General features: G+C 61.9%; 23 protein-coding genes and 1 pseudogene. 19 read left to right on the top strand and 5 right to left on the bottom strand.

Annotated elements, in window-relative coordinates:
* Positions 1-24: 24 nt before the first annotated feature.
* Positions 25-277 (bottom strand): annotated as a pseudogene (locus ACRWA7_RS00440) (hypothetical protein).
* Positions 278-373: 96 nt separating this feature from the next.
* Between ACRWA7_RS00440 and ACRWA7_RS00445 the strand changes: the two are divergent.
* A complete protein-coding gene (locus tag ACRWA7_RS00445; protein WP_438390597.1) occupies positions 374-1174 on the top strand; it encodes an AraC family transcriptional regulator in 801 nt (266 codons plus the stop codon).
* Positions 1175-1241: 67 nt separating this feature from the next.
* Here the strand turns inward: ACRWA7_RS00445 and ACRWA7_RS00450 are convergent, their stop codons facing one another.
* Positions 1242-1733, bottom strand: coding sequence for a septal ring lytic transglycosylase RlpA family protein (locus ACRWA7_RS00450; RefSeq protein ID WP_438390598.1), 492 nt, complete (start codon positions 1731-1733; stop codon positions 1242-1244).
* A 148-nt stretch (positions 1734-1881) separates the two neighbouring features.
* On the bottom strand, positions 1882-2409 hold the full coding sequence (locus tag ACRWA7_RS00455) for a GNAT family N-acetyltransferase (protein ID WP_438390599.1): 528 nt from the start codon (positions 2407-2409) through the stop codon (positions 1882-1884).
* 275 nt (positions 2410-2684) lie between these two features.
* On the opposite strand from ACRWA7_RS00455, the gene ACRWA7_RS00460 reads away from it, so the two are divergent.
* From ACRWA7_RS00460 to ACRWA7_RS00535, 16 genes are all read left to right on the top strand, one after another.
* A complete protein-coding gene (locus tag ACRWA7_RS00460; protein WP_438391017.1) occupies positions 2685-3674 on the top strand; it encodes a LysR family transcriptional regulator in 990 nt (329 codons plus the stop codon).
* Positions 3671-5149, top strand: coding sequence for an NAD(P)-binding domain-containing protein (locus tag ACRWA7_RS00465; protein WP_438390601.1), 1479 nt, complete (start codon positions 3671-3673; stop codon positions 5147-5149). The genes ACRWA7_RS00460 and ACRWA7_RS00465 overlap by 4 nt, the downstream gene beginning before the upstream one ends.
* Positions 5146-6120: an ABC transporter permease gene (locus tag ACRWA7_RS00470; protein ID WP_060857578.1), complete on the top strand. Its 975-nt coding sequence runs from the start codon at positions 5146-5148 to the stop codon at positions 6118-6120. Before ACRWA7_RS00465 ends, ACRWA7_RS00470 begins: the two co-directional genes overlap by 4 nt.
* The gene (locus ACRWA7_RS00475) at positions 6117-7046 is read left to right on the top strand and encodes an ABC transporter permease (protein WP_060857577.1); all 930 of its coding nucleotides are present in this window, start codon (positions 6117-6119) and stop codon (positions 7044-7046) included. The genes ACRWA7_RS00470 and ACRWA7_RS00475 overlap by 4 nt, the downstream gene beginning before the upstream one ends.
* 5 nt (positions 7047-7051) lie before the next feature.
* Positions 7052-8080, top strand: coding sequence for an ABC transporter ATP-binding protein (locus tag ACRWA7_RS00480; RefSeq protein WP_438390602.1), 1029 nt, complete (start codon positions 7052-7054; stop codon positions 8078-8080).
* The gene (locus ACRWA7_RS00485) at positions 8077-9090 is read left to right on the top strand and encodes an ABC transporter ATP-binding protein (protein ID WP_438390603.1); all 1014 of its coding nucleotides are present in this window, start codon (positions 8077-8079) and stop codon (positions 9088-9090) included. Before ACRWA7_RS00480 ends, ACRWA7_RS00485 begins: the two co-directional genes overlap by 4 nt.
* Before the next feature lie 40 nt (positions 9091-9130).
* Positions 9131-10708, top strand: a complete 1578-nt coding sequence (locus ACRWA7_RS00490) for an ABC transporter substrate-binding protein (RefSeq protein ID WP_438390604.1) — start codon at positions 9131-9133, stop codon at positions 10706-10708.
* A 7-nt stretch (positions 10709-10715) separates the two neighbouring features.
* Positions 10716-12038 carry an acyl-CoA thioesterase/BAAT N-terminal domain-containing protein gene (locus tag ACRWA7_RS00495; protein WP_438390605.1) on the top strand — a complete coding sequence of 441 codons (1323 nt, stop codon included), beginning with the start codon at positions 10716-10718 and terminating at the stop codon, positions 12036-12038.
* Positions 12035-12559, top strand: a complete 525-nt coding sequence (locus tag ACRWA7_RS00500; RefSeq protein ID WP_438390606.1) for a CMD domain protein — start codon at positions 12035-12037, stop codon at positions 12557-12559. The genes ACRWA7_RS00495 and ACRWA7_RS00500 overlap by 4 nt, the downstream gene beginning before the upstream one ends.
* Positions 12556-13134 carry a peroxidase-related enzyme gene (locus ACRWA7_RS00505; protein ID WP_438390607.1) on the top strand — a complete coding sequence of 193 codons (579 nt, stop codon included), beginning with the start codon at positions 12556-12558 and terminating at the stop codon, positions 13132-13134. Before ACRWA7_RS00500 ends, ACRWA7_RS00505 begins: the two co-directional genes overlap by 4 nt.
* Positions 13135-13249: 115 nt before the next feature.
* Positions 13250-14209, top strand: a complete 960-nt coding sequence (locus ACRWA7_RS00510) for an AraC family transcriptional regulator (protein WP_438390608.1) — start codon at positions 13250-13252, stop codon at positions 14207-14209.
* A gap of 92 nt (positions 14210-14301) precedes the next feature.
* Positions 14302-14874 (top strand): carboxymuconolactone decarboxylase family protein, encoded by a 573-nt coding sequence (locus ACRWA7_RS00515; protein ID WP_438390609.1) that lies wholly within the window; start codon positions 14302-14304, stop codon positions 14872-14874.
* Positions 14871-15971, top strand: a complete 1101-nt coding sequence (locus tag ACRWA7_RS00520; RefSeq protein ID WP_438390610.1) for an acyl-CoA dehydrogenase family protein — start codon at positions 14871-14873, stop codon at positions 15969-15971. The genes ACRWA7_RS00515 and ACRWA7_RS00520 overlap by 4 nt, the downstream gene beginning before the upstream one ends.
* A complete protein-coding gene (locus ACRWA7_RS00525) occupies positions 15968-16744 on the top strand; it encodes an ABC transporter ATP-binding protein (RefSeq protein ID WP_438390611.1) in 777 nt (258 codons plus the stop codon). The genes ACRWA7_RS00520 and ACRWA7_RS00525 overlap by 4 nt, the downstream gene beginning before the upstream one ends.
* A gap of 54 nt (positions 16745-16798) precedes the next feature.
* Positions 16799-17989 carry an ABC transporter substrate-binding protein gene (locus ACRWA7_RS00530; RefSeq protein ID WP_438390612.1) on the top strand — a complete coding sequence of 397 codons (1191 nt, stop codon included), beginning with the start codon at positions 16799-16801 and terminating at the stop codon, positions 17987-17989.
* A gap of 25 nt (positions 17990-18014) precedes the next feature.
* A complete protein-coding gene (locus tag ACRWA7_RS00535; protein ID WP_060857667.1) occupies positions 18015-18818 on the top strand; it encodes an ABC transporter permease in 804 nt (267 codons plus the stop codon).
* Positions 18819-18875: 57 nt separating this feature from the next.
* Here the strand turns inward: ACRWA7_RS00535 and ACRWA7_RS00540 are convergent, their stop codons facing one another.
* Positions 18876-19928, bottom strand: a complete 1053-nt coding sequence (locus tag ACRWA7_RS00540) for an NAD(P)-dependent alcohol dehydrogenase (RefSeq protein WP_438390613.1) — start codon at positions 19926-19928, stop codon at positions 18876-18878.
* Between the two features lie 107 nt (positions 19929-20035).
* Here ACRWA7_RS00540 and ACRWA7_RS00545 point away from each other — a divergent pair, with 107 nt between their 5' ends.
* On the top strand, positions 20036-20959 hold the full coding sequence (locus ACRWA7_RS00545; protein ID WP_438390614.1) for a LysR substrate-binding domain-containing protein: 924 nt from the start codon (positions 20036-20038) through the stop codon (positions 20957-20959).
* Between the two features lie 49 nt (positions 20960-21008).
* Positions 21009-22328: a leucine-rich repeat-containing protein kinase family protein gene (locus ACRWA7_RS00550; RefSeq protein WP_438390615.1), complete on the top strand. Its 1320-nt coding sequence runs from the start codon at positions 21009-21011 to the stop codon at positions 22326-22328.
* A 69-nt stretch (positions 22329-22397) separates the two neighbouring features.
* Here ACRWA7_RS00550 and ACRWA7_RS00555 read toward each other — a convergent pair whose 3' ends face one another.
* Positions 22398-22778 carry a DUF1090 domain-containing protein gene (locus tag ACRWA7_RS00555; RefSeq protein ID WP_438390616.1) on the bottom strand — a complete coding sequence of 127 codons (381 nt, stop codon included), beginning with the start codon at positions 22776-22778 and terminating at the stop codon, positions 22398-22400.
* Between the last annotated feature and the right edge of the window lie 5 nt (positions 22779-22783).

Below are 22783 nucleotides of genomic sequence, written 5' to 3' on the forward strand. Positions count from 1 at the left end.
TGTGATGTTTGACTGATGCGCAGGTCAATGTGCATCGACCCAATTGCGCAGCGCGGTATCGCGAATGTCCAGTACATCGAACAATCCGACGGCGCGCAGCGCGGGCAATGCTTCGAGCATGTCGGTCTCGGCTTCGGCGCGGGCGCTTGCGGATGTTTCCGTATTTGTCCAGACACGCGCATTCGCGAGAAATGCCGCGACGGTGCCTTTGCGGATCGTCGTACCCGCCAATGTCGGCTTGATTGATGTGGTCAGGAAGGATGTCTTCGGCTCGCATTATGATCGCCTCCGGTGCAGTAGGAATGAAGCCAGTTTAGGCGTGCGAAAGCGGCCAGTCTCCGGTATAAATGCCAATCGATACCGCGTTTCAGCCATGACCTCCTATTTGATCCGACCGGACCTCGTGACCTCGCCCGACGGTCCGTTCCTTGCCGCGGCCGAACTGACGCAGGCCGAGGCGCGCGAGACGCCGCCGCACAGCCACGCGCGCGGACAACTCATGGGCGCGTTGAGCGGACTGATGTCGGTCGGCCTCGACAATCAGCACTGGGTCGTCCCCGCCGTCCATGCAATCTGGATTCCGCCGCACTGCGTTCATTCAGTGCGCTCGTACGGGCCGTTTTCCGGCTGGAGCGTTTTTATCACCGAGCCGCGATGCGCGAACTTGCCGGGCGCGCCCCGTGCAATCAGGACCACGGCGTTGCTGCGCGAAGCCGTGAGACGTGCCGCGACGTGGCCGGGCGCCGAACTCGATCAGACGCAGGCGCGCATCGCGGAAGTGGTCATCGACGAACTGCGGGCATCGAAAGAAGAATCGCTGGCGCTGCCGCGCCCCGAAGATCCGCGGCTCATCCGGATCACGGACGCGCTGGCGGCTGATCTGTCGGATAACCGCCGTCTCGAGGAATGGGCGGCGTGGGCGGGTCTCGCACCGCGCACGCTGAGCCGCCGTTTTTTGGCGGAGACCGGCTTGAGCTTCGCGCAATGGCGTCAGCAAGCGCGCTTGCTTCGCGCACTGGAACTCGTGGCGGACGGGGTCGCGGTGACCACAATCGCGCTTGAACTCGGCTACGAGAATGTCAGCGCGTTTATCGATATGTTTCGCCGGACGCTCGGGACAACGCCCGGGCGGTATCTTGCGGCGGAAGAAACGAACGATAATGCGGGCGCTTGAACTGTCCGCTTGTTGCAAGTCAGTTGCGCCCGCCCAAAGCCTCACAAAGCCGGTGGCGTGGCGCATTCTATTGTTGGGTTTGCGCGGCGCCGGCACCCGGCTTCACGCTGCCATCGGCTTGCGGGACTTCCACGGGCTTGACTTCGACCGGCGCGGTGCCGTTCTCTTTCAACCCGAGCTTGTCGGCGGTCTTGGGCGATACGTCGACTATCCGATCCTTCACATAAGGGCCGCGATCCCTGATTTCGACCACTTCGTTCTTGCCGTTTTCCAGATTCGTTACGCGGGCCTTCGTGCCAAGCGGCAGCGTTTTGCTGGCAGCGGAATTCGTTTGCGGATTCATGGGCGTTCCGTCAGCCATCTTTTTCGAATAAAACTTCTGGCCGTAGTACGAGGCTTCGCCTTTGCGGGCTTTCCCGGTGCGATCAAGACTGTGATGGCGGCTTGCCTTTGCGCCCGGCTGGCTGGCAGCGGTCGATACCGGCGGTTGCGCGTAAAGCGCCGTGCTCAGGCAACATGACATGACCAGAAGCACCAGCCTTCCAAGAACGTCGTTCATTTGCCAAGTCCTCGTCCGCGCGTCAAAACGGCATTGAAATAGCCCTATCGTGGATCCACGGCTTTGAGAAGACTGGCACGCCGGCGCACGATGTCTGTACGGTATCGCACCGAGTTAAGCGCGCGCGAGAAGGCGACTGCCAAATGCATCAAACATGCTTGTAGTAAAACGTCGTCGCGCAGAACGTGCCATGCGGCATCAACGCGTATTTCGGCACAACGCCCACACGTTGCCACCCTGCCTTTTCATACAGACGCTCGGCATCTCCACCTGTCACGGTATCGAGCACAAGCACGCTCTTGCCTTCCGCTCGCGCGGTGTCTTCGGCGGCTTTCATCAGCCGTTGCGCAATACCCCTGCGTCGAGCGTCGCGACGCACCAGCATCTTGGCAACATCAGCACGATGCGACTGGTTCTCAGGTTGCGCCAGGACCAATTGCACCGTGCCAACAACATGGCCGCCGCTATCTTCCGCGACCAGCAACGCACGTTCGCTAGAGGCTACCCCTTGCGCCACACCACGCCAGAACGCCAGTGCTTTCTCGCGCGACAGCGGCAACATGAAACTGACCGAGGCACCGCCCTCGACGCAATCAATCAATACATCGGCCAGGCTTTCCACGTAGGACGCAGCTTCATTTGAGCCGATGCGACGTACGTTTATGTCGTTGCTCATGCTTTTCTCCGGGCATGAATAAAGGGATCGATCCAGGTTTGCATCTTAGCCGTTACCGGGTCTCTTCTAAGTCGGGCGAGCATCTCCAATGCTCGCCGATATTCGAACGGGACGTAGTCGTAGCGTTGGATGCGCGGTCGGCTTTCGTCCAACGAATGCCCGCCACCATTATTCGCCTGGCTGTTCTATCAATATAATTTTTGATCATTTGCATTTCGCATGCTTGCAGCGCAAGAATGCAATTTCTGCATTCATCGATATCGATCTGCCGGCTCATGGAAATTCGCCAACTCGAAGCGTTTGCCGCCGTCATGTCCGCCGGAAGCGTCACTGCTGCCGGGCGTCTGCTTGGACGCTCGCAGCCGGCAGTGTCGCGTTCCATCCAGGAACTCGAAGCGGAGATCGGTTATCCGCTGTTCCAGCGTTTTGGCCCGCGCGTGGCGCCTACGCGCGAAGCGTCCGAGCTTTATCAGGACGTCGAACGCACGCTGGCAAGCCTGCGTCAGGTCAAGTCGCGCGCGGCGCAGATCGCGCTGAACGCGCCGCCGCCGCTGACCATTGCCGCAACCTCCGCGCTCGCAGCGGGTCTCGTGCCCCATGCGTTGGCGCGGCTCAGCCAGACGCATGCAATCGAATCCGTGCACTTGCGCAGCGCCGCACCGGAACAGGTGGTCGATGCAGTCCTGAACGGCATGGTCGACATGGGTGTGTCAAGCCTGCCGCTGGAACATCGCGGCGTGCTCGTGCATTGGATCGGCGAATCGGCGTGCGTGGCCGCCGTACGCGCCGACGATCCGTTGGCAAGATCGAAGCGAATTGCGTTGAGCGACTTTGGCCGCCGTCGCCTTGTGACAATGCAGAACCCCTACCGGCTGCGGCCGCGTCTGGATGCCGCGTTCGCACAGGCAGGCGTGCGCACCGCGGGTGTGATCGAAACAAATTCGTCGCTGAACGCGCTCGGCGCCGTGCGCGCGGGGCTTGGGCTTGCTGTGCTCGAACCCGTGACGGCGCGCGGGCTGCCCGTGGAAGGGGTCGTGCTGCGCCCGCTCGATATCCGCATCCCGTTCCTGTTCGGCGTCATCACGCCCGAATTCCGGCCGCCGGGAGCGGCGACTCTGGCCGCGGCCGAGGCGCTCATGCACGCCGCCGCCGAGATCCTGCCCGACTTCGTTCTGCACGACGCCAGCCAGCACGGCGCGATCCTCCAGACACTGTATGGCGAAGCCGACGAGACCCTCAATCCCACCGAAGAGCACGCGACGTGAGCCTCGATACCCTCGCTTCGTCGAATCAGATCAAAGGGCTCACTGCGCTCGAACTGCGGCTTGCCGAGGACTTGTCCCTGCTCGAACTACCCGCGCGCGAATGGGTGATGAGCAGGACGCATGACGGCCAGGACGTGCTGGAGGTTGCGGTGATCGGCGGCGGCATGGCGGGGCTGGCGGCATCGGCGGCGCTCAAGTTGCTTGGCGTGCGGGCGTGCATTTTCGACCGCTCGCCGCAAGGGCTCGAAGGCCCGTGGGCCACGACCGCACGCATGGAAACGCTACGCTCACCGAAGCAATTGACGGGGCCGGCGCTCGGATTGCCGGCGCTTACTTTTCGCGCATGGTTCGAAGCGCAGTTCGGCGCCGACGAATGGCAAGCCCTCGATAAGATCGACCGCTTGCAATGGATGGCGTATCTGGTCTGGTATCGCCGGGTGCTGGCGCTCGATGTCCGCAACGAACATAGCATTGAAGCCGTGACGCCGCGCGCGGACGGCCTTGTCATGCTGAGTGTGCGGACGCAGGAGCAGCGCTTCAATGTCTTTGCGCGCCGCGTCGTGCTCGCGACCGGGCGCGATGGTTTGGGCGGACCGGCGTTGCCAGGTTTTATCGATGGATTGCCGCGTGCGCGTTGGGCGCATTCCTCGGATACGCTCGATTTCAGCACGCTCGCGAACAAGCGTGTGGCCGTGGTGGGCGGCGGATCTTCCGCCATGGACAGCGCGGCGACCGCGCTCGAAGCGGGTGCCAAAAGCGTTGACCTGCTGATCAGGCGTAACGATCTGCCGCGCGTGAACAAGGGCAAGGGCGCAGGCAATCCGGGCCTCACACATGGCCATCAAACACTCCCCGATGAATGGAAATGGAAGATCCGCCATTACATCAATACCGTGCAGGTGCCGCCGCCGCGCGGCAGTACGTTGCGGGTATCGCGTCATCATCCGAAGGTGCGGTTCAATCTCGGATGCCCGGTCCTCTCCGTGGAAAACACGGACGATGGTCTCGCTATTCATACGCCGAAGGGAACGTTCGCGGCCGACTTCCTGATCGTCTCCACAGGCTTCAAGGTCGACTGGAGCGCGCGTCCGGAGTTCGCCGCGTTTGCGCCTTTCATCCGTACGTGGGCCGACCGGTACGCGCCACCATCCGGCGACGAAGACGCGGAATTGTCGGACTCGCCCGATGTAGGACCCGCCTTTGAATTCCTCGAAAAAACGCCGGGCGATTGCCCGGGTTTGTCGAACATCCATTGCTTCTGCTATCCGGCAACGCTCTCGCACGGCGCGGTCTCCGGCGACATTCCCGCCATCAGCACGGGCGCAAAACGCCTCGCGCAAGGTATTGCGGGTTCGCTGTATCGGGAAGACGTGGAGCAGCATTACGCAGCACTCGAAGCGTATGCCGAGCCCGAGCTATATGGCGATGAATTCACGCCCGCCGACGCACCGCCTCAGTATGCGGAGGACCAGTGACCGGCTGGCTCGTTCGCCGCGTCGCGCAAGCGGCGTTCGTGGTGCTACTGATGACGCTGATCGTGTTCGTTGGCTTGCATGCAATCGGCAATCCAGTCGACATCCTCATCGGGCAGGATGTGGATCAGGTCGACCGGGCGCGCATTATCGCGCAACTGGGACTCAATCAGCCGCTCTGGAAGCAATACCTTGCGTTCCTCGCAAGCGCCACGCATGGCGATCTCGGCAACAGTTTCGTTTATAACGAACCCGCGATCCGCCTGATCCTGCAACGGCTTCCGGCCACGCTCGAACTGGCGGTGTCCGCGCTGTTGCTGGCGCTTTTCATCGGCATTCCGCTCGGGCTTTTTGCAGGCCTGCATCCGCGCAATCCGCTTTCGAAAGTGCTGATGACGGGCAGCATCGTCGGCTTCTCTCTGCCTACGTTCTGGGTCGGTCTCATGCTGATCATGCTCTTCAGCGTCAAGCTCGGCTGGCTGCCCGCAAGCGGTCGCGGCGCGACCGCAAACCTGTTCGGCGTGCAGTGGTCATGGCTGACCATCGACGGTCTGCGCCATCTGATCTTGCCCGCGCTGAATCTCTCGCTTTTCAAGGTCTCGCTCGTGTTGCGCCTGACGAGCGCCGGCGTGCGCGAAGTCATGCCAATGGAACACGTTCGCTTCGCGCGCGCCAAGGGCTTGTCGCCCATGCGCGTGGTGCTCGTGCATATCCTGCGCAACACGCTCATTCCGCTTGTCACGGTGATTGGACTGGAGTTTGGCTCGACCATTGCATTCGCGGTCGTGACCGAGACGGTATTCTCGTGGCCGGGCGCGGGCAAGCTGATTCTCGACAGCATCAATGCGCTCGACCGGCCGGTGATTCTTTCGTATCTGATCGTGGTCGTGTGCATGTTCGTCACGCTGAACCTGCTGGTCGATATTCTCTACAAGTTTCTCGATCCGCGCGTGCGGCTGGAGGGCGCGCGATGAGCACAACGCCTCTCGCGCCCGACACGCCGGCTCGTGCGACGCCCGAGCGCCGGCGTTCGCCGTGGCGCCAGCTTGCGGCGGATTTCGGGCGCTCGCCGGTGGCGCTCGCGGCGTTGATCGTCGCGATCCTGCTCGTGCTCGCGGCGATTTTCGCGCCGTTCATCGCGCCGCAAAATCCCTACGACCTGCTGCAACTCGATGTCCTCGATGCACGCCTGCCGCCCGGTTCCATGAACAGCGCCGGAACGCATGCGTACTGGCTTGGCACCGACGGCCAGGGACGCGACCTCTATTCGGCGATGCTCTATGGCTTGCGCCTGAGCTTGTCCGTGGGCCTCGGGTCGGCGGTCATTGCAGGCGTGGTCGGCACGGTGTTCGGATTGATCGCGGCTTACGCGGGCGGGAAAATCGACAGCCTCATCATGCGGCTTGTCGACTTGCTGCTCGCCTTCCCGTCCATCCTCGTTGCAATGATGCTGCTCGCGTTCCTTGGCAAGAGCGTGACGAACGTCGTACTGACTTTGGTATTGATCGAGTGGGCGTATTACGCGCGGACTGCGCGGGCGCAAGCGCTCGTCGAAGCGCGGCGCGAATATGTGGAAGCGGCGCGCAGCCTCGCGATTCCAAACTGGCGCATCGTGCTGGTTCATATGCTGCCCAATTGCCTGCCGCCGCTGATCGTGGTCGGCACGCTGCAAGTCGCGCGCGCGATCACGCTTGAAGCAACGCTGTCCTTTCTCGGACTCGGCGTGCCGATCACCGAACCATCGCTCGGGCTGCTCATTGCCAACGGCTACCAGACCATGCTCTCCGGCGAATACTGGACCAGCGTTTATCCGGGACTCGCACTGCTCGCGATTCTCGTATCCATCAACATGGTTGGCGACCGGTTGCGCGAGTTGCTCAATCCGAGGTTCGTGAAATGAGCGGCATGCCTATTCATACCTCCGATACCACGCTCGAAGTCCGCGGTCTTAAAACGCGCTTCCTCACGCGCGAAGGAGAGTTGCCGGCGGTCGAAGACGTATCGCTCAGGCTTGGGCGCGCGTGTGTGCTGGGTCTTGTCGGCGAGTCGGGGTCGGGGAAATCGGTGACGGGATTCTCGATCATGGGACTTGTCGATGCACCCGGCCGCGTGGTCGGCGGCGAAATCCTGTTCAAGGGCAAGAACCTCGTCGGCCTGCCCGAAGCCGAGATGCGGCGCTTGCGCGGCAGCCGTATTGCGATGGTGTTCCAGGATCCGATGTCCACGCTCAACCCCGTGCAACGCGTGGATGCGCAGATGATCGAGGCCGTGCGCGCGCATCGGGATGTAAGCCGGCGCGCCGCGCGCGAGCAGGCAAGCGAAGCACTGGCCGCAATGGGCATCGCGAGTCCCGGCGAGCGCCTGCGTGCCTATCCACATCAATTGTCGGGCGGCATGCGCCAGCGCGTGGCGATCGCGATTGCGATGCTGCATCAACCCGATCTCATCATTGCCGATGAACCCACGACCGCGCTCGACGTCACCATCCAGGCGCAGATCCTGTCCGAAGTGCAAAGGCTGGTGAGGACGCAAGGCACGTCGCTGATCTGGATCACGCACGACCTGTCCGTGGTCGCGGGTCTCGCCGATGACATCGCCGTCATGTATGCGGGCAGGATCGTCGAGCAAGGTACAGTCGATGCCGTGCTCGATCACCCGCAGCATCCCTACACGGCGGGTCTGATCGATAGTTTGCCGAGCCTGAATACGCGTCACCGGCGGCTCACGCAAATAGCGGGCATCACGCCTGACTTGCGCTCGCTGCCGCCGGGCTGCGCGTTCGCGCCGCGCTGCACGCGCGCGAGCGCCGTGTGCATGACGCCGCCCGCCCTTGGTCCGTCGCCCGCGGCAAAAGCGTCCGACCATGGCACGCATCTCGTGCGCTGCTTCCATCCGGGCCGTCACGCCGACGTGCGCAAGGAGACGACGGCATGAGCCAAATCAATACACGCGCGCTCGTTGAACTGCGCGGCGTCAGCCAGCGCTTCGGCGAACGAAACGACAACGCCGCTGCGCGCTGGCTGCGTGAACGAAAGCTCCTAGCGCCGCATGCGGTCACACGCGCGGTCGATCACGTGAATCTCGCGATACAACCTGGCGAAGTAGTCGGACTCGTCGGCGAATCGGGTTGCGGAAAATCGACGCTCGGCCGCATGGTTTCGGGTCTTATCGCGCCGACAGAAGGCGACGTACTGGTCGACGGCGAGATTCGCGAAACGATGTCGCCCGACGCGCTGCGCGCCGCCCGGCTCGCCATCCAGATGATCTTCCAGGATCCCTATTCGAGCCTGAATCCACGGCGACGCGTGCGGGACATCGTTGGTGAGGCGCCGCTTGTTCACGGCATGACCGATCGCGCCGATCTCGACGCGTATGTGGCCGCACAATTAAAGCGCGCAGGTCTCGATCCAGCACTTGCCGACAGATATCCGCACGAGTTCAGCGGCGGTCAACGACAGCGCATTGGCATAGCGCGGGCGCTTGCTGTCAATCCGTCCATGCTCGTCTGCGACGAAGCGGTCGCCGCGCTGGATGTATCGATTCAGGCGCAGATACTCAACCTCTTCATGGATCTGCGCGAGCAGCTCAACCTGACCTACCTGTTCATCAGCCACGACCTGGGCGTGGTCGAACAGTTGTCGGATCGCGTGGTGATCATGTATCTCGGGCGCGTGGTCGAAAGCGCGCCAGTGGAAGAGATATTCCGGCATCCGAACCATCCATACACGCAGACCTTGCTCGCGGAAATCCCACGTATGGATGCACGCAAGAGGCGCTTCACCGCCATTCGCGGCGAGATGCCGAGTCCGCTCGCGCCGCCATCGGGCTGTCATTTTCATCCGCGATGTCCGCACGCAATGCCGCGTTGCAGGACAGAAGTTCCGGCCTTGCGCGGTATCGCTGTTGAACATATCAGCGCCTGTCATTTGAACGACACGCATTGATTCTTCAATCCAGAACACACTTATAAAAAGGAATTGCATCGTGAACCGCTTGATCCTTTCCACGCTGAGCGTCGCGCTTGCCGGCGCGGCGCTGTTCAGTTCGGCTGCATCTGCGCAGACGCTCAACATTGCGTTCGCCGACCCGCTCTCATCGCTTGATCCGCAGTTGAACAACTATGCCGGCGACCGTTCCGTGGACCTGCATTTCTGGGACTTGCTGGTGGAGAACCACGACAACACGCTCGCGCCCGGTCTTGCAACAAGCTGGAAGGCAACGGGCAACGACACATGGGAATTCAAGCTGCGCCATGACGTAAAGTGGCAGGACGGTACCCCTTTTACCGCCGATGACGTAATCTATTCTTACCAGCGCGCCCGCAATGTCCCGGGCACCATTGCGACCTTCGCGGGCTACCTGCGTACCATCGCTTCGGTGAGCGCACCCGATCCGTACACGCTCGTCATCAAGACCAGCACGCCGACGCCGGACCTGCCGCTCAACCTGACATCGGTGCACATCATCAGTAAGCATGTGGGCGAGAAGTCATCGAGTGAAGACTACAACGCCGGCCGTGCAATGGTGGGCTCGGGACCGTACAAGTTCGTTTCATACACGCCGGGCGACCGCGTGGTGATGAAGCGCAACGACGCCTACTGGGGCGCGAAGCCAATCTGGGACACGGTGAACTATCGCTATGTCAGCAATGCGGCGGCCCGCACGGCGGCGCTGCTCTCAGGCGACGTGGACATGATCGACAAGGTCTCCGTTTCCGACTTGCCGCGCCTGAAACAGTCGCCGAAGGTCTCGGTCTACGCCTACCCAGGCTTGCGTGTGTTGCTGCTTCAGCCGAGCTTCCGCGAAGGCCCGAGCCCCTATATCACCGATAACGCCGGCAAGCCCCTGCCGAAAAATCCGCTGCTCGATGTGCGCGTGCGCCGCGCGTTGTCCCTGGCGATCAACCGTCCCGCGATCACCGACCGCATCTTGCAGGGCGCGGCGACAGTCGCAAACCAGTGGATGCCGGCAAAGACCTTCGGTTACAACCCCGAGGTCAAGGACATTCCGAACGATCCCGCGCAGGCGAAGAAACTGCTGGCCGAAGCAGGTTTTCCCGACGGCTTCCAGTTGACCTTGAGCGTGCCGAACGACCGCTATCCGCAAGCGCCGGAAACCGCGCAGGCGGTCGCGCAATTCTGGGCGCGCATTGGCGTGAAGACGAAGGTCGAGGTCATGCCGTGGGCCAGCTACGCGAGCCGCGCGAACAAGAACGAATTCGCCATGAGCATGATTGCGTGGGGCAACGGCACGGGCGAAGCAAGTTATGCGCTCGTGAACATACTCGGCACCGTCGATACGAAGAAAGGCATTGGTTCATCGAACTGGGGGCGTTATAGCAGCCCGGCTGTCGATCACGCGCTCGATGCCGCCACCGCCGAGTTCGACGCGGCCAAGCGCGAAGCCATCCTGCGCGGCTCGGTGAAAGTGGTGAGCGACGACGTGGGCATCATTCCGCTGTTCCACTACGAGAACATCTGGGCCGCGAAGAAAGGGCTGAAGGTGACGCCGGCCGTCAGCGACCGGACAACCGCAATGATGGTCACGCGCAGTGGCAATTGAGGCGGATATGGCTGGCATTATCGAAATCGCCATCTCGCCGGCCGACGACCTGATCGATGTCCCGCGCCACATTACCGTAAGCGGCGCGCAGCCGGACTCGTTGATCGAGTTGCGCACGCAAACCGCACGCGGCGACGGCGCGATCTGGACAAGCCGCGCGGTCTTTCGCGCAGATGATCGGGGCGTTGTCGATGTTTCGCGCGATGCGCCGGTTCAAGGCGATTACAGCGACGTTTCGCCTATGGGACTCATTTGGTCGCAAACTCCGGTTGAGACTGGAAAACGCGAAGTGTTTCCAGCGGACGTATCGGAGGCGTTGACGACTCACATTGAAGTCTTCGACGCCGATGGGCAGCGCGTGACCGCGGGCGTGTTGACGCAGCGCCTGATGGCGCCGGGCGTTCAGCGGCGCGAGATGCGCGTGGACGGCTGCATTGGCACGCTGTTCGTTCCCGCAACGCAGGGGCCGCATCCGGTCGTGCTCGTGCTGAATGGATCGGGCGGCGGCATCAATGAACCGCGCGGCGCGTTGTATGCATCGCGTGGATACGCGGCTTTGGCGCTCGGTTACTTCAAGACGCCGGGGCTGTCCGACTACATCTCGAACACGCCGCTGGAATACTTCCGCCGCGCGCTCGACTGGATCCACCGCGAGTTGCAACCCGCGCATGGCTTCATTGCAGTCAGCGGACAATCGCGTGGCGGCGAACTTGCGTTGTTGCTCGGCGCGACTTATCCGGATCGACTCAAGGCAGTGATTGGTTATGTACCGGGCGCGGTCGTTCATAGCGCGCAAAATGCCGCCGATCCCGCGACGGGCCGTGAAGGTCCCACATGGCTGCTCGATGGCGAACCGCTGCCGCATCTCTGGGAAAACAATCGTACGGCAAGCTGGAAGCCGTTCGACGAAGGTCCGCCGCCCCATCGGCATGAACGCGCAATCCGCACCGCATTGCTCGATGAACAAGCGGTGGAACGTGCCCGGATTCGCGTGGAACGAATCAATGGACCCGTGCTCCTGTTTTCCGGAACCGATGACGGTTCATGGCCCTCGTCCGACTATTCGCGCATGGTCGTCAAGCGGCTTGAGCGGGAACGGCATGCGTATCCGGTTCGCCATCTGGACTTCGACAAAGCCGGCCACGCCATCCTCTTCCCCTACGTGCCGACCACGCAACTCGTGTATGCGCATCCCGTGTCGGGGCGCATCAGCACCGGCGGCGGCCATCCTGCCGCGAACGCACACGCCGACGAAGCATCGTGGCGCGCCGTACTCGATTTCCTCAACGCCGCGACAACTTCAAACGCACGCGCAATGGAGCAACCATGAGAGACACTTACGATCCCGCTACAGATATTGTCGACCGCATCGCGGGTCTTACGCCCGGCTCGGTGACTCATGCCACAAGGCATCAGCGCGAAAAGGTCGCCGACGCGACGCAGCGCAGCTATGACGCGCTGTTCGACCCGGCGCTGCCGGATTTATCGCTTGGCGACCGGTTGCTGGTTGCGCTGTACGCATGCACGTTGTCGAACGCTCCGGCGCTTGCCACGCACTACGCGGAACGGCTTGCGTCCATTGACGTGGATCGCGCTGTGATCAATCAGATCGCTCAGGGTTCCATCGGCACACAGGAGCCGCGCCTGCACGCAATGCTGGTCTTCACGCGCACGCTGATCGAATCGCCCATCAATGGCGATAAGGCCGCGCTCGAACGTCTGCCCGCAGCAGGCATTTCAACGCCTGCCGTAGTCGCCCTGGCGCAATTGATCGCGTTCCTTTCCTATCAGATCCGCCTTGCCGCCGGACTTCGCGCGCTGCAGGCATTGAACGCAACGGAGGCAGCATGAGCCGTCTGATTGAAGCGCATGGATTCACGAACCGCGTGCTCGGCTGGGACGCCTGGCTTGACATCGTGCAACTCGGCGATGCTTCGCCCGAACAAGTCGCCGTGCTCGAAGAAAGTCATCCGAAGGCGAAGGAGTCCGATTACTACCTGTTCCTCGTGCATCAGCCGGAGATCCTGAGGCAGCGTTCGGCTGCGTTCAACGCAATCATGTATGCGCCGGGCGGCCTGCCGCGCGCGGAACGCGAGCTGGCGTCGACCGTGGTATCGCGGATCAACGGCTGCGTGTATTGCGCGTCGGTGCATGCGCAGCGTTTCGAGCAGTTGGCCAGGCGCGACGACGTGATCGAACAAGTGTTCAATGATCCGGTCACCGCAGGAACCACGCCGCGCGAGAAGGCGATCGTGCGGGCTTCGATTGATCTGACGCTTACGCCGGGCCATGTCGAACCGGCTCAGTTGAAAGCCTTGCGCGACGTTGGACTCAGCGATGATGAGATTCTCGACCTGATTCATTCCATCGCCATTTTTGCGTGGGCCAACCGGTTGATGCTCAATCTGGGCGAACCAGTGGGTTGAAGAACGTGAAGTAAATTCGCAAAACCGCATAAGCATCCAACAACAAGTTCTTTGCATAAACACGGCATGACAGGTAGGTATGGATCTCGCTCGCTGACCCTTTCCGACTCCTGTCATGTCATCCAACGCTGAAAGAATTGCCGACTGGCTACTCGCCGGTCTCGAACTGAAAAGCACGCTGTTTCACGTCGGCCAGTATTGCGGGGCGTGGCAGGCATCGACCGCGGGTCACCAGCAAGCCAGCTTTCATGTCGTACTGCATGGCGAATGCTGGCTGCACCTGCCGGCCAGATCCGGGCGCAGCGCGTCGGGTGTGCATCTGACGCAAGGTGACGCCGTGTTTCTCCTGCACGACATGCCGCACTGTCTTTCGCCTTCACCTGCAGCGCCGCCAGCCGGTCAGGAAAGCGCGCGTGCCGGCGCCATGCAGCCCTTGCAATCCGATCAGGAATCGCAGGAGCCGAGCCTCGGCCTTGCCTGCGGGTTCTTCGAATTCCGCTCCGGCCTCGACGACCAGCTGCTGGGCCTGATTCCCGAGCACATCGTCGCCCGTCGCGACTGCGCGGCGCTCGACGGTCCACGCGCCGTGTTCGACCTGATTCGTGCGGAAGCGCATCGTCATCCGGATATGCCGTCGGCGTTGATCACGCGTCTGACCGAGCTGCTGTTCTTCTATGCGCTGCGCTCGGTCGCCGCACGCGAAGACATCGCGCCCGGCCTCTGGTCGCTCATGAGGCGGGCGGAGTTCGCGCCGCTGATCACGGCGATCATCGATACCCCCGCGAAGCGGTGGACCACCGATTCAATGGCCGAGTTCGTTCACATGTCCCGCGCGCGGTTCTGCAAGCAGTTCGTGGAAGCATGCGGCCAGCCACCCGCGCAATTCGTCACGCTGGTTCGTATGAAGGTAGCCGCTACAATGCTTCGAAGCGGCACGCCGACGCCCGACGCCGCGGGACTCGTGGGCTACCAGTCCGAATCGGCGTTCGCGCAAGCGTTCAAGCGTGTGACCGGCGAGCAGCCGGGCGCTTACAGGCGAAACCGGGCGCAAGAGCCAATGGACGCGGTCCACTAAAAAAGACAAACGCGCATGAATCGCAGACGCACGCGCATTGCCGGGAGCACGGCTCATCGCGGACAATGCAGGCTCGACTACAAGGAACCGTCATGAGCCGTCTGCCGTTGCAAACCATTGAAAGCGCGCCTGAAGCCAGCCGCCCTTTTCTCGAGAAGGCGTTGGCGAACAACGGCTTTTTGCCCAATCTCGTGGCGTCGCTCGCGAACGCGCCCGTCGCGCTCGAAACCTATCTGACCGTCGCGGGCATCAACGGACGCAGCGGCTTGACACTCGCCGAACGCGAGACCGTGCAGATCACCGCCGCCGCCGTTCACGGCTGCGGTTTTTGCGTCGCCGGACACACGGCGGTCGCACTGAAGAAGGCACAATTGGACGCGCCGGTAGTCGATTCGATCCGCGATCAGACGCCTGTCAGCGACGCACGTCTCAATGCTGTCGCGGTCTTCACGCGCGCCGTCATCGCGGCACGTGGCGCGGTATCGGATAACGAATTGAGCACGTTCCGCGCGGCCGGCTTCACCGATGCCAACGCACTCGAAGTCGTGCTCGGCGTGAGCCTCGCCACGCTATGCAACTTCGCCAACAACCTGGCGCAAAACGAACTCAACCCGGAACTCGCGGCGTACAAATGGGAACCTCAAGCCAAGGCGAACGCTGCATGACATCCCAAGGGCTGCAGCCGGATACGTCCGAACTCGACGCGTGGCTCGCCACGAATGCCGAAGCTATCGATACAACGCAGGCACTTGCGTCAGAGATCCTGCCTCGGCTCGGCCGCGCAGGCGTGTTTCGTATCGGCGTGCCGGCTCATTTCGGCGGCTCGGGCGCGACCATCGCGGATGCCATTGAAGCCGTGGCGCATGTCGCCGAGCAATCTCTCGCGGCCGCGTTCGTGTTCTGGGGACAGCGGACGTTTATCGAATATGTGCTGCAAAGCTCGAACGAAAGCTTGCGCACGCGCTGGCTGGACACGTTGTTAAGTGGCGAACTCGCGGGCGCAACGGGTCTTTCGAATGCGATGAAATACCTGTCGAACATCGAACCGTTGCAGATGAAAGCGCGCTCGCTCAATGGCGACCAATGGACGCTCGACGGCAGTTTGCCGTGGATTACCAACTTGCGTCCGCAAGGTTTTGTGGCCGCCGCCGCGTTCGATCATGCATCGCAGGAAAGCGGCGTGCCGCCCTCCATCTTCGCGATACCGCACGACGCCAAAGGCGTGACGCGCAGTGAAGACCTTGACCTGATCGCGCTGCGTTCGAGCAATACCGCGGCGCTGCGCGTGGAAGGCACCGTGCTCGACCAATCATTCCGCATCACCGCCGATGCCCCCGCGTGGCTCGCCCGCGTGCGCCCGGGCTTTCTCGGCCTTCAGTGCGGCATGTCGGTGGGCCTTGCACGGCGCTGCCTTGCGGCCGTCGGCGAGGCGGGTCCGGGATCGCGCGCCGCTGTCGCCGGCGAAGCAGAACATCTCGCGAATGAACTTGAAGACCTTACGCATCGTTTGAAAGACGGCGTGCTCAAAGGCATTTTTATTGCAGCACCTGCTGCGCTGTTCGAGATCCGGATTGCACTGGCAGCGGTCGTGGAAGCGGCTGTCGGGCTCGAAGTCCAGGTCACCGGCGGTCGTGGCTACTTGCGCGGACAAGGCGGCACGGCACGCCGCATGCGCGAAGCGGCGTTCGTGCCCATCGTCACGCCGAGTCTCATGCAACTGAAAAACCAGCTCGCGCTGCATGCAAAGGCACACGCCGCATGAGCACGCAGCAGCCGCTTATCGAAGCGCGAGGCTTGAGCCTGAGTTTTCCCGGACGCTCCGTATTGCGCGGCGTGGACCTGAGCGTTCAACCCGGCGAACTGGTTTCCGTCCTCGGGCCAAGCGGTTCCGGTAAGTCGACCTTGCTGCGCATTATCGCGGGATTGCTCAAGCCGACATCGGGACATGTCCTCGTGGATGGCGCGCCGCTCGATGGCCCACGCCCCGACGTCGCCCTTGCGTTTCAGGACCCTTGCCTGCTGCCGTGGTTATCGGTGGAACGCAATGTGGGATTCGGACTTGGCTTCTCGCGGCAACCGTCGCTTACACGTGGCGAACGGCGCGACCGGGTGACCGCCGCGCTCGATGAAGTCGGCCTTGCCCACGCTCGAACCTACATGCCGCGCCAGTTATCCGGCGGCATGGCGCAGCGTACCGCCCTCGCCCGCTGTCTCACGCGTCAACCGCGCGCGCTGCTGCTCGACGAACCCTTCGGCGCGCTTGATGAAGTCACGCGCGCCGACATGCAGCGTCTGCTGCTCAAGGTCGTGCAGGACACGCACGCGGGTACGGTGCTGGTGACGCATGACATAGATGAAGCGTTGCTGGTCTCCGATCGCATCGTGCTGCTCGGCGCGCAAGGTTCGCTGATCGCGCAATGGCGCGTCACGGTGAGCGCGCCGCGTGCGGCCGAGGTCCAGGCGCTGGGCGCGTTGCGCATCGAGATTCTCCAGGCGCTGCAGGATTCCATGGCGCGCGGCAAGAACGCAGCATAAAAAAGGCCGGCACCCGGCTTAACTTTCAATCGATGCAGGAAACGCAGGATCACCATGTGCCAGCTTCCGATGTCCCGCCGCGAGTGGCTGAAACTCGCATCCATGTTTACCGTCGCGGGCGCGGCGCCGTTGCTGAGTTCGTTGAACGCGCGCGCCGCGAGCGATTCAAACGGGCCCGTGCGCATAGGCTATCTGCCGATCACCGACGCCACGCCGCTGCTCGTCGCGCATAACAACGGCTATTTCGATGCAGCCGGCATCGCAGCCGACAAACCAACGCTTCTGCGTAGCTGGGCGCAACTGGTCGAAGCGTTCCTCTCGGGCCAGGTCAACGTAGTTCACCTGCTCTCGCCCATGACCGTCTGGGCCCGCTACGGCAGCCAGGCACCAGCCAAGGTGGTCGCGTGGAATCACGTCAACGGATCGGGGCTGACGGTCGCGCCGTCCATCGCCAAGCTCGGCGATCTTGGCGGCAAGACCGTTGCCGTGCCGTTCTGGTATTCGATCCATAACCTCGTCTTGCAGGACATGCTGCGCTCGCAAGGGCTCGTGCCCGTGCTCAAGAAAACCGATGCCCTCAAGCCCAACGAGGTGAACCTGATCGTGATGGCGCCCTCCGACATGCCACCGGCGCTGGCGTCGGGGCAGATCGCGGGGTTTATCGTTGCGGAGCCGTTCAATGCAGCGGCTGAGGGGCTGAAGATCGGCAAGGTGCTGCGCTTTACCGGCGACGTCTGGAAAAGCCATGCGTGCTGTGTCGTGTTCATGCACGAGCAGGACCTGAGCGGGCGCGCGGCATGGTCGCAAAAGGTCGTCGATGCAATCGTGAAAGCGCAGGTCTGGACACGCGAGCATCCGGCCGAAGCGGCGCAGGTTTTGTCGAAGGAAGGCAAGAACCACTACACGCCGCATACGCCGCAAGTGCTCACGCGCGTGCTTGCACCCTCGCCGGACGAGGCGGGCCGTTATCTCGCCGATCGCGCCATTGTTCATGCGGACTGGCACGAGAAGCGCATCGATTTTCAGCCCTATCCGTTTCCGAGCTATACCGAGGAACTGGTGAAGCGGATGAAGACCACGCAGGTGGAAGGCAACGCGCAGTTCCTCGCGAAGCTCGACCCGGCATTCGTGGCGCGGGATCTGGTCGACGACCGTTTTGTGAAGAACAGCATTGCAGCGGTTGGCGGCATGAAGACCTTCGGTTTGCCCGAAGGCTTCGCGCGTTCGGAGCGTATCGTTGTCTAGCGTGTCTTCTTCATCGTCCGCGCCCGTGGAGGGCGGTTCCAGACCGTCTCCACGCCGGCGCTCGTGGTTCGGGCGTATCTGGCCGGGGATCGCCGGCATCGTGGCGGTGGTGGGCTTGTGGTGGCTCGTGCTGACGGTCGTGGCAAGTCCTGATAGCCTTGCGGCCCAGTTCCTGCCAACGCGCGCCATTGCCGCGCTGCCCTCGCTCATTCGCGATGACCGCTTGTTCGAGCACGTTGTCACGAGCTTGCGCCGCATTGCGGTGGGTCTCGCATGGGCTTTGGTGATAGGCGTGCCGCTCGGATTTTTGATCGGCAGGCTGCGCTGGCTCGATGCCGCGTTGTCTCCCACGCTGCAATTCCTGCGCATGATCTCGCCGCTTTCATGGATGCCGATAGCGGTCATGTCGCTCGGTGTCGGCGATAAAGCCGTGTACTTCCTGCTCGCGTTCGCCGCGTTGTGGCCGCTTGTGATGAGCACGGCTGCGGGCGTTGCGCAGATCGACAAACGCTGGCTGCAACTCGGCGAGAGCCTGGCCGCGACGCGTTTCGAAATGCTGTGGCATGTCTACGTGCCGGGCATCGCATCGCATGTTTTGACCGGCGTGCGGCTTGCGATCGGGATTCTCTGGATCGTGCTCGTGCCGGCGGAAATGCTTGGTGTCAGCGCAGGACTCGGATATCTGATCCTCGATACCCGCGACCGTCTTGCTTACTCCGAACTGACGGCTGTAATCCTGGTGATCGGCGCGCTTGGCTTCTTGCTGGATTACGCGGCGCGAATGGTTTACCGGCGCTTCGGGGCAGGACACGTGGTGGGCGACGAGTAAGAAAAAGGCCACGCGAATGCGTGGCCCGGGCGACGGACTCACTTCACTAATGGTCGCTCATGCTGCGGCGAGCGAAGCCATATCGATCACAAAGCGGTACTTCACGTCATTCTTGAGCAGGCGCTCGTAGGCTTCATTCACAGCCTGTATGGGTACGATTTCAACGTCGCTGACAATGCCGTGCTCGGCGCAAAAATCCATCATCTCCTGTGTCTCGACCATACCGCCGATTGCCGATCCAGCCACCGCCTTGCGTCCAAAGATCACGCTCACGCCCGCGAGCGGTTCCGTATCCGTCAACACGCCGACGAGAGCCATGGTCCGGTCGCGCTTGAGCAGCGCCATGTAGGGATTGAGGTCGTGCCCGACCGGAATGGTGTTGAGCAGGAAATCGAAGCTGCCTGCGTGCGCGGCCATATCGGCGGAATCGGTCGAGACCAGCACTTCGTCGGCGCCCAGGCGGCTCGCATCCTGACCCTTAGCCCGCGACGTGGTGATCATGACCACGTGCGCGCCCAGCGCCTTCGCAAACTTGACGCCCATGTGTCCGAGTCCGCCCAGCCCGATCACGCCAACTTTCTGACCCGGGCCCACGTTCCAGTGCCGCAGCGGCGAGTAGGTCGTGATACCCGCGCACAATAGCGGCGCGACCGCCTTCAAGTCCAGGTCCGCGGACACTTTCACCACGAAACGCTCTTCCACCACGATCTGATCGGAGTAGCCGCCGAAAGTCAGTTGATCGCTGCCGCGTTCCTTCCCGTTGTAGGTCCAGGTCGCGCCTTCCTCGCAATACTGTTCGAGGTTCTCGCGGCACGCCGAACAGTGGCGGCATGAATCCACCATGCAGCCCACGCCTGCGTAATCGCCCACCTTGAACTTCTGGACGCTGCTGCCGACCTCCACCACGCGCCCGACAATTTCATGGCCCGGCACCATGGGATACAGCGCATTGCTCCAGTCATCGCGCGCCTGATGAAGATCGGAATGGCAAATGCCGCTGTACAGGATTTCGATGCGAACGTCATGGGCGCCGGTATCCCGGCGCGTAAAGCTAAAGGGAACAAGCGGCGTGGTCGCGCTATGAACGGCATATCCTCGGGCTTGAAACATGTAAGTTTCCTCTCTGGCTTTGTTGAACATACACGCACAATAACGAGCACATCGCCCCGGCACAAGCTTGATTTTCCGCATGTATCGTTGAATAATCCTGCACAATCATGCGTCCCGACAACCTTTCGCATCTCTCCGCATTCGCCGCCGTCGCCCGTCATGCCAGTTTCCGGAAGGCAGGCGCCGAGCTGGGACTTTCCACATCGGCGGTCAGCTATGCAATCCGCGGACTCGAGGAACGGCTGGGCGTCAACCTGATCAACCGCACCACACGCAGCGTCGCACTGACCGACGCCGGCCAGCGCCTGCTCGAACGTCTTCAGCCAGTGCTGCACGACCTGGGCGACGCGCTCGAGGAAATGAACGACTTCCGCGCAACGCCAACCGGCACGTTGCGCCTGAACATGTCGCACGTTGCCGCGCGGCTCGTGGTCGCGCCGCTCATGTCGCGCTTTCTTGCCGCTTACCCGGACATTGCGCTGGAGATTGTCGAAGATGACAGCCTCGCCGATATCGTCGGTTTGGGTTTCGACGCCGGCATCCGGTTTCAGGAGTCCGTGCCGGAGGACATGGTCGCGGTTGCAATCGGCCCGGCGCAGCGTGGCCTTGTAGTCGCGTCCCCGGCCTATCTGGAAGGGCGTGCGCCGCTGCGCCATCCCAACGATCTCTTCGATCACAACTGCATCCGGTACAGGTTTCCGAGCGGCAGACTCTATAAGTGGGAACTGGAAAAAGACGGCACGCAGCTCGAGATGGACGTCAAAGGGCGCGTCACGGTCGGCACCATGCACCTTGCGTTGCAGGCGGCGCTTGATGGAGTTGGCATCGGCTTTGCCATTGAAGGCTCGGTTACCGAACACATCAACCAGGGGCGGCTCGTTTCCGTGCTCGAAGACTGGTGTCCGTATTTTCCGGGCTTCATGATGTATTACCCGCGCCAGCGAAGAACTTCGTCGGCGCTGCGTGCTTTCATCGATATGGCGCGGGAGGCCGGAGCCGGCCGATCATCCGGCCAAAGCGTTTCCCCGTAGAATCGGGCTATGCCAGAACGGCATCACCCTCGGATACTCGCACGCATTGATGATCACCACGCTCGAAGAACTGCGCGCCGGATTGCCGGCCGGCACCCGGCAACTCAAGCTCGCTTGCGGCCTGACGGAATTTCCACGCGAAATTTTCGATCTCGCCGATACGCTGGAGTCACTCGACTTGTCCGGCAACGCGTTGTCTTCGCTTCCGGACGATCTGCCGAGGCTTGAAAAGCTGCGCATCATCTTCTGCTCCAACAACGCGTTCACTGAATTGCCAGAGGTCCTGGGCAAGTGCCCGAAGTTGAGCATGGTCGGGTTCAAAGCCAATCGTATTGCCAGGGTGACGGGCGCGGCGCTGCCTGCCAATCTTCGCTGGCTGATTCTCACCGATAACCACGTTGAAGCGTTGCCGTCCGAGATAGGAAACTGCACACAGCTTCAGAAGCTGATGCTCGCGGGTAATCGCCTGCGAACCTTGCCACCCACGCTTGCGGCTTGCTCACGCCTGGAATTGCTCAGGCTCGCCGCGAACCGGCTTGATGAATTGCCTTCGTGGCTTGCGTTAATGCCGCGTTTGTCGTGGCTCGCATATGCGGGCAATCCGCTAAGTGAAGCACTCGAAACAAATGCGCTGACCCACACGCCGATCGACCTTGTCGATTGGCAGGATCTTGAGCTTCAACATGTCCTGGGCGAAGGCGCTTCAGGCGTGATCTATCGTGCGGAATATTCGACGGGCAACGGCGCTGCCCAACCGGTCGCGGTCAAGTTGTTCAAGGGCGCGGTAACGAGCGACGGCTTGCCCCACTGTGAAATGGCCGCGTGCATCAACGCGGGCGAGCATCCGAACCTCATCTCGGTACTTGGCAAGGTGCGCGGACATCCGCGAGGAACCGACGCACTCGTGATGGCGCTGATCGATCCGGAATTCAGGAATCTCGCGGGACCGCCGAGCCTCGATTCGTGCACGCGCGATATCTACGCGAACGGTACACAGTTCACACCAACATCCGCGTTGCGCATTGCTTCGGCAATCGCATCGGCTGCGTGTCATTTGCACGCAAAAGGGATCATGCATGGCGATCTCTACGCGCACAACATCCTGCACTGCGGTGAAGGTCGCGCGTTGCTGGGAGACTTCGGCGCGGCGTCGTTTTATGCGCCTCAGGGCGCTCTGGCTTTATCGCTTGAGCGTCTTGAAGTGAGGGCCTATGGCTGCATGCTGGAAGAATTGATCGATCGATGCGAGTCCGTCGAGCCTTCATTGATCGAACTGAAAAACAGATGCCTGAGCGAGAAGAATGATGACCGGCCGCTGTTTGGCGAGATCGTGTCCATCTTGGGCGCGCTAGCCGAAACCAGAAGCTGATCCAGCTAGTGAAGAGAGGCGGGCATGAAGCCCGCCTCTCGGGTTTTAATCAAGATACATTTACGTTAATCAAGGCCCGACTGGCTCCTGAGCGCGCTTGAGTTCCTCCCGCGCTTCGTCCAGCTTGCGCTGGCGGGACGCAATTTTCTTGGGACTATCGCCTTTATCCTGGGCCTTTTTCAAATCGGCTTCCCGGGATTCGACTTTGGCCTGCGCCTGGGTAATGCGGTGCTGACGTCTCTTTTCAAGCGACGCGTCGGAACAATTCTTCCGGGTCTGATCAAGTGCGGTCTGAAGACCCCTGACTTGCGCAGTGTTGCCATGCGCACGCGCGTACTCGATTTGCTGGCTGATCTTGTCCTGCTTTTGCTGGCAAGTATCGCTGTTCGCGTTCGCAAAAGCGCTTGTTGCTAGCACGCTTAAGGTGGCAGCCGCAAGAATACGTCTCATTTTTT

The organism is Caballeronia sp. DA-9 (assembly GCF_051615025.1).
GTDB classification, from domain to species: domain Bacteria; phylum Pseudomonadota; class Gammaproteobacteria; order Burkholderiales; family Burkholderiaceae; genus Caballeronia; species Caballeronia sordidicola.

Bases quoted from the DNA above. Each gene is read 5' to 3' on its own strand.
- ACRWA7_RS00530 (WP_438390612.1), top strand. From the start codon at position 16,799: ATGTGCCAGCTTCCGATGTCCCGCCGCGAGTGGCTGAAACTCGCATCC.
- ACRWA7_RS00515 (WP_438390609.1), top strand. From the start codon at position 14,302: ATGAGCCGTCTGCCGTTGCAAACCATTGAAAGCGCGCCTGAAGCCAGC.
- ACRWA7_RS00500 (WP_438390606.1), top strand. From the start codon at position 12,035: ATGAGAGACACTTACGATCCCGCTACAGATATTGTCGACCGCATCGCG.
- ACRWA7_RS00545 (WP_438390614.1), top strand. From the start codon at position 20,036: ATGCGTCCCGACAACCTTTCGCATCTCTCCGCATTCGCCGCCGTCGCC.
- ACRWA7_RS00525 (WP_438390611.1), top strand. From the start codon at position 15,968: ATGAGCACGCAGCAGCCGCTTATCGAAGCGCGAGGCTTGAGCCTGAGT.
- ACRWA7_RS00480 (WP_438390602.1), top strand. From the start codon at position 7,052: ATGCCTATTCATACCTCCGATACCACGCTCGAAGTCCGCGGTCTTAAA.
- ACRWA7_RS00510 (WP_438390608.1), top strand. From the start codon at position 13,250: ATGTCATCCAACGCTGAAAGAATTGCCGACTGGCTACTCGCCGGTCTC.
- ACRWA7_RS00495 (WP_438390605.1), top strand. From the start codon at position 10,716: ATGGCTGGCATTATCGAAATCGCCATCTCGCCGGCCGACGACCTGATC.
- ACRWA7_RS00460 (WP_438391017.1), top strand. From the start codon at position 2,685: ATGGAAATTCGCCAACTCGAAGCGTTTGCCGCCGTCATGTCCGCCGGA.
- ACRWA7_RS00455 (WP_438390599.1), bottom strand. From the start codon at position 2,409: ATGAGCAACGACATAAACGTACGTCGCATCGGCTCAAATGAAGCTGCG.
- ACRWA7_RS00555 (WP_438390616.1), bottom strand. From the start codon at position 22,778: ATGAGACGTATTCTTGCGGCTGCCACCTTAAGCGTGCTAGCAACAAGC.
- ACRWA7_RS00445 (WP_438390597.1), top strand. From the start codon at position 374: ATGACCTCCTATTTGATCCGACCGGACCTCGTGACCTCGCCCGACGGT.
- ACRWA7_RS00505 (WP_438390607.1), top strand. From the start codon at position 12,556: ATGAGCCGTCTGATTGAAGCGCATGGATTCACGAACCGCGTGCTCGGC.
- ACRWA7_RS00475 (WP_060857577.1), top strand. From the start codon at position 6,117: ATGAGCACAACGCCTCTCGCGCCCGACACGCCGGCTCGTGCGACGCCC.
- ACRWA7_RS00540 (WP_438390613.1), bottom strand. From the start codon at position 19,928: ATGTTTCAAGCCCGAGGATATGCCGTTCATAGCGCGACCACGCCGCTT.
- ACRWA7_RS00485 (WP_438390603.1), top strand. From the start codon at position 8,077: ATGAGCCAAATCAATACACGCGCGCTCGTTGAACTGCGCGGCGTCAGC.
- ACRWA7_RS00550 (WP_438390615.1), top strand. From the start codon at position 21,009: ATGATCACCACGCTCGAAGAACTGCGCGCCGGATTGCCGGCCGGCACC.
- ACRWA7_RS00520 (WP_438390610.1), top strand. From the start codon at position 14,871: ATGACATCCCAAGGGCTGCAGCCGGATACGTCCGAACTCGACGCGTGG.
- ACRWA7_RS00450 (WP_438390598.1), bottom strand. From the start codon at position 1,733: ATGAACGACGTTCTTGGAAGGCTGGTGCTTCTGGTCATGTCATGTTGC.